We start from the raw sequence: 5,592 nt of genomic DNA, 5'->3' as shown, positions 1-5,592 counted from the left end.
TCTGTTTACAGCCTCAGGGCCATCCCTGTGATACTCAGGTGGCGGGACCTGAATGTATATAGGGCTGAATAGATAGAGTTCATCATTATAGCACCTAGTCCTGTCAAACACATCATGACTGCATAATCCGGTAATCATGCTGTCCATACTGGTTGGATGTGTATTCAAGGCATATACATCCCTCTCCTGATTTAACATCTGCTCCCTTCCATCAGCGGGGATAGCTACAACTGTCGGCCATCGACCATCAGAGAAGAGCTCATCAGCACCGCCAATATATTTGGGCATTTCACTTGTCACAAGCGAAAGAACAAATAGGCTACCTCCTTTAAGATTTAATCCCTTTACCCTCTCTACAAAATCCCTATCAAGCTCTCTCGAAGGAATAAGATCCAGAAATGTCTGCATCACATGAGTATTCGAGAGTACAGCCTTGGATGCATATATCCTTTTATTCTTTGCATGAGCATCATCTGCGAGTATTACTCCCTTTGCCTCTCCATCTTCAACGATTATCTCTTCAACCCTGCTGTTTGTGTAGATTTTAGCTCCATGATATAACGCACACCTGACGAGTGAATGTGCATATGAATGCATACCGCCTCTAGGCGTGCCATGAGAATAGTACAATAATAGATTGCATGCTATTCCTGGTATTCCACATCCCTTCCATGATGGATGAGGACCATTATACCAGCTTCCCATTGCCAATCCAACCTTCAAAGGCTCTGATTCAACAAGTACATCTGCAATATCCAATACAGACATCTTATTCCACTCATCATCATACAGACCAGGTAAATACTCTTTAAATACCTTGGACCATGGAAGCTCATCAGGACCCAGCTTTATATGTGATGGTGGTGGAGGCGTCCAGTATATAGATCGCAAAATCTCTACTATGATTTTGTTTGGATCAACATCATCACCTATGTCATAAAGCATTTCAAACATATCAGCATCCTTTTGAGAAAACTTCCTCATAGATGCTATTGTCTCATCCCTATGCTCAGGACTAATCAGATAACATTTCCCATCTGATGTTATACCTCCTGCTGCACCATTCATATACACCATCCTAAATCCAAATTTATGCAATTCAAGCTGTTCGAATGCCGGTGCAGCTCCTCCATATAGATATGTTGCATGTGGGTCAATATTGACCCCTGGGATAGGCTCGGTATTCTCTGCTCCTCCTCCGCATTCGCACCTATCCTCGCATATGCACACAGATAGACCGCATTTTCCCAGATAGCTTGCTATACTCAGACCATTCGTACCTCCCCCAATTATTACAATATCATAAATCTCCTTCATCCTCCACCTCCCCCTATTCTTTTGGATTTGAATTAAAGCATAGCAACAATCAAAAAATAAACATTATATAATTAAATGGTTCTGTAGCTTATTATTGTGAGCATTTTAGGATAATTTTAATCTCTTTCCTGTGGGTGTGATTTATTTAGTTACGGATCAATACCGTCCCGCCGTTTTTTCTTACCAATTTAAAAAAATCTTCATTAATGTCAAGAAAAAATAAAATAAAAAATACTGGGAATGCTAAAGGCCCAAAATCCCGAATTTTTTCTTTTACTCCCATTAATGGGACAAATCTTCTTGACATATTTTCCAATCAAAAATTTTATTATTATAAAAAATTCAATTCTTATCTGGAGGTTCCAATGGGGAAAATTTTAAAGATGTTTTTTGTAATATCAGTTCTATTAATTCCTCTTCTAACCTCTAGTTGTTGTTGTCTTTCATTTATAAAGGGGAAAATTGAAGAAAGTTCAGTTCGAGTTTTATATCAGGATTCAAATAGTGCAATTATTGAAGCAATTGGAACATCCAAGACACATGCTGAAATTCGTGCGAAAAAACGTGCTAGTACAATATTTAAAAATTATGATATCGAAGAAAAAGAAGAATGCACACAAGAATTTTCAGGAAGCGCAAGCTATAATGCAAATACAGGTTATGGAAGTTTAAATGAAACTACATATTGGAAATGTGTTTTTATCATAACAAAAAAATAACACATGTAATTAGCATTTCAAATAGCATTCAATCCTCGAAAAAAGCCGTATAACACACGTTGCCAAGTGACATTGCCCATCCTCATAGATCATTCTTTGATATTATGAATACCACAAGTTATTTATAATAACCTTTCTATAGGGCAACATCACTTAGCAAGTGTAATGCATGGGGAGCTCCTACCCAGTTTGGGCAAAGACCTATCAATTAGCTCTTATCTCATCGTCATCTACAACTTCATAGTCAGCATCATATACTCTATCATTATAACTTCCTGGATCAGATGCATTTCCCTGCTCTCCTGTCCATGCACCATGTCCCGCTTTATTATTGGAATATGCATTCTCCTCATTTTGCTTTGCTCCTCCACATTCTGTTCCACATGTGGATGTAGCTGCTTCCTGCATTGCCTGTTCAAGCTGAGTTTTGGCATTCTTAATAGAGTTAATATCGCCTGTCTCTACCACGCTCCTAAGGCTATTTATTGCTGCCTCAATTTTTGCCCTTGCTCCTGGATCAATATTTGCATTTTCCCTCAGGGCCCTCTCTGCCATATAGATATAGCTGTCCGCTTCATTCTTGGCTTCAGCAAGCTCTTTTGCCCTTCTGTCCTCCTCAGAATGCGCTTCAGCATCCCGAACCATCTTGTTGATCTCATTTTCTGTCAGGCCGCTGGATGATTCTATTTTAATTTGCTGTTCCTTCCCAGTGCCTAGATCCTTAGCTGATACATGAACAATTCCATTGGCATCTATATCAAAGGCGACCTCTATCTGAGGCATGCCTCGCGGAGCTGGATTGATCCCGACCAGTTCAAATTTACCAAGAGTCCTGTTGTGCAAAGCCATCTCTCTTTCACCCTGTAGAACATGTACAGATACTGCTGGCTGATTATCTTCGGCTGTTGAGAAAATCTGACTTTTCCTGACAGGTATTGTTGTATTCCTTTCAATCAGCTTGGTCATTACACCGCCAAGGGTTTCTATTCCAAGAGAAAGTGGTGTTACATCAAGTAGCAGCACATCATCAACATCTCCACTCAATACACCAGCCTGTATAGCAGCTCCCAGGGCAACAACCTCATCTGGATTAACTCCCTTACTCGGCTCCTTCCCAAATATATTTTTAACGAGTTCCTGAACAGCGGGTATTCTTGTTGATCCACCCACAAGGATCACTTCATCAATATCATTAGCTGTAAGTCCGGCATCAGATAGCGCTTTTCTGCATGGCTGTTCCGTTGATTTTACAAGATCCTCAATTAGCTGTTCTAATTTTGAGCGAGAAAATTGCAAAAGCATATGCTTCGGCCCATTCTGATCAGCGGTAAGAAATGGGATGTTAACCTCAGTCTGCATTTTGTTTGTGAGTTCAATCTTTGCCTTCTCGGCAGCCTCTTTTAATCTTTGAAGCGCCATCTTGTCATTTGAAATGTCAATGCCAGATTCCTTCTTAAACTCAACAATAAACCATTCCATTATCCTCTCATCAAAGTCATCACCTCCCAGATGTGTGTTGCCATTTGTTGATTTAACCTCGAAGACTCCATCACCTAACTCAAGTATTGATATATCGAATGTCCCACCTCCAAGGTCATATACTGCAATCTTTTCATTCTTTTTCTTCTTATCCAACCCATAGGCAAGTGCAGCAGCTGTCGGTTCATTTATTATTCTCTCAACATCAAGACCAGCTATCTTCCCGGCATCCTTGGTAGCTTGTCTTTGCTCATCGTTAAAATATGCAGGTACAGTTATAACCGCCTTTTTTACAGTCTCGCCTAAAAAATCTTCTGCAGTCTGCTTCATCTTTTGTAAAATTCTAGCTGATATTTCCTGAGGTGTAAACTCGCCATTAACGGTCTTTACCTTTAGTCCACTTTTGCCATCATCTATCACCCTATAAGGTACCGTTTTCAATTCATCAGTCACTTCATTGTATTTTCGCCCCATAAACCTTTTAATTGATCTTATAGTGTTTTCAGGATTAGTTATAATTTGATTCTTTGCGGCCTGTCCAACAAGCCTTTCACCTTTATCAGTATATGCAACAATTGAAGGAGTTGTTCTCTGCCCTTCTGAATTTTGTATAATATTTGCATCCCCTCCAGACATTACTGATACACATGAATTTGTAGTTCCAAGGTCAATTCCAATTATATTACTCATCTTTGTCCTCCTAAAGCTTATTTTATTCCTTGTAATGATCCTTCTAGATCAAGCGGGGTGTTAGCACTCGTCTATGATGAGTGCTAACACCCTCTACCTTTAAATTACTAAAAAAATCACCCAACGTCAACCTTTTAAGAAAAAAATAGCCTATCTTTGTAAAATATAGGCAAAATCTTTATATTTTTTCTTATTCTTTTGATATTGGGCACAAATCCTTAACATCAAATATCGCTGCAGAAATGGCAGAGGTGCCTGTTGGCGGAGATCATTATCACGCTTATTTTACTATTGGAATAATCTTGTTTCTAATAACATTATTATTCAATCTGATTGCTAATTATCTTTCAGGGAAATATAAATTTATGGAGAGTTAACACTATTTATTTTATACATTGATATTATGATTTAATTCTCAATTTAGAGAAATGTTTCAGGATAAAGTGATAAAGTAGTGAACTCAAGTTGACTGATTTTTTATTAACTACAGGCTATATGGAAGAGAAGCATTTTGCAATTGGGGTTATTGATGTTTTTATTCTTAAGCAAAAAATATTTTAGGCAAACGGCAGATAACAATCCGTGCATAACTAGAAATTTTTATAAATAGGCGATAACAAAGCTAACACAGAGGAGATTAGCTAACATGACTTCCAGATTATCTGAATACATTTAACAATCTAAATTTGTTGTTTCTTTTGATTACAACTCCTAAAATTTCATCATCAATTATATCGCTTATTGTGCCGTCATCATTGGATATTGTTAGTGTAAGAGGTATTCTTCTGAGCATTTCAAACTCGCCTGTATCAATAATTTTATCCGGTTCTCCAATTGATTTAATGTGGATTATCCGATCTTTATAATTTCTTATTTTTGTCAGCGCTGCATAATCGCGCCTCATCCCAATAAATGTATCCCAAAATTCCTCAGCCGGCAGGGCATTCTTTTCTTTCCCAACATCTGTAAAGGGATGTATAGACTCTATGTATTCTTCAGCGGGTATAAATGTATTAAATAACTTATCCTTTCTGCCCTTGTTTATGTATTCAATAACGGCAGTAATCAATTCCTCCTGTGAACTGAATTCCCTTTTGGCTGAGCAGGTACTCAAAAGAACCAACAACGCTGAAATCATAATATTTATAATATGCATCTTCATTAAATCATCCAGATAAGAAATTTAAATAAAAACAGGGATGGAAGATCTGCCATCCCTGTGAAAGGAAAATTTGTTTAATCTTCCGGGAAAGAGGTCCATCCACTCATCCAATTACTGGAAGCATCTTCAACAGCGCCCATAAAAGTCGCTGAATTATCAAAAAAGCCATCATCAGGTGGTGTGGCTGCTGGGAGACCTCCATTAGTGGCTCCTGACTGAGGTACA

General features: G+C 38.3%; 4 protein-coding genes. 1 reads left to right on the top strand and 3 read right to left on the bottom strand.

The features are described 5' to 3' along the window. On the bottom strand, nucleotides 1–1,317 hold a 1,317-nt coding region (locus SVZ03_12065; protein MDY6934939.1), incomplete at its 3' end, for an FAD-binding protein. A gap of 365 nt (nucleotides 1,318–1,682) precedes the next feature. Between SVZ03_12065 and SVZ03_12060 the strand changes: the two genes are divergently transcribed. Then, entirely contained in the window at nucleotides 1,683–2,036 is a 354-nt protein-coding gene (locus tag SVZ03_12060; GenBank protein MDY6934938.1) for a hypothetical protein, read from the top strand. Nucleotides 2,037–2,240: 204 nt separating this feature from the next. Here the strand turns inward: SVZ03_12060 and dnaK are convergent, their stop codons facing one another. Both dnaK and SVZ03_12050 read right to left on the bottom strand, forming a co-directional pair. Beyond that, a complete protein-coding gene (dnaK, locus tag SVZ03_12055; protein MDY6934937.1) occupies nucleotides 2,241–4,205 on the bottom strand; it encodes a molecular chaperone DnaK in 1,965 nt (654 codons plus the stop codon). 658 nt (nucleotides 4,206–4,863) lie between these two features. After that, the gene (locus tag SVZ03_12050; GenBank protein MDY6934936.1) at nucleotides 4,864–5,367 is read right to left on the bottom strand and encodes a hypothetical protein; all 504 of its coding nucleotides are present in this window, start codon (nucleotides 5,365–5,367) and stop codon (nucleotides 4,864–4,866) included. Between the last annotated feature and the right edge of the window lie 225 nt (nucleotides 5,368–5,592).

The organism is Spirochaetota bacterium, assembly GCA_034190085.1.
Taxonomy (GTDB): Bacteria; Spirochaetota; UBA4802; order UBA4802; family JAFGDQ01; genus JAXHTS01.
The sequence above is the reverse complement of the archived record's forward strand: the minus strand, read 5'-3'. Positions and strand labels throughout refer to the sequence as shown.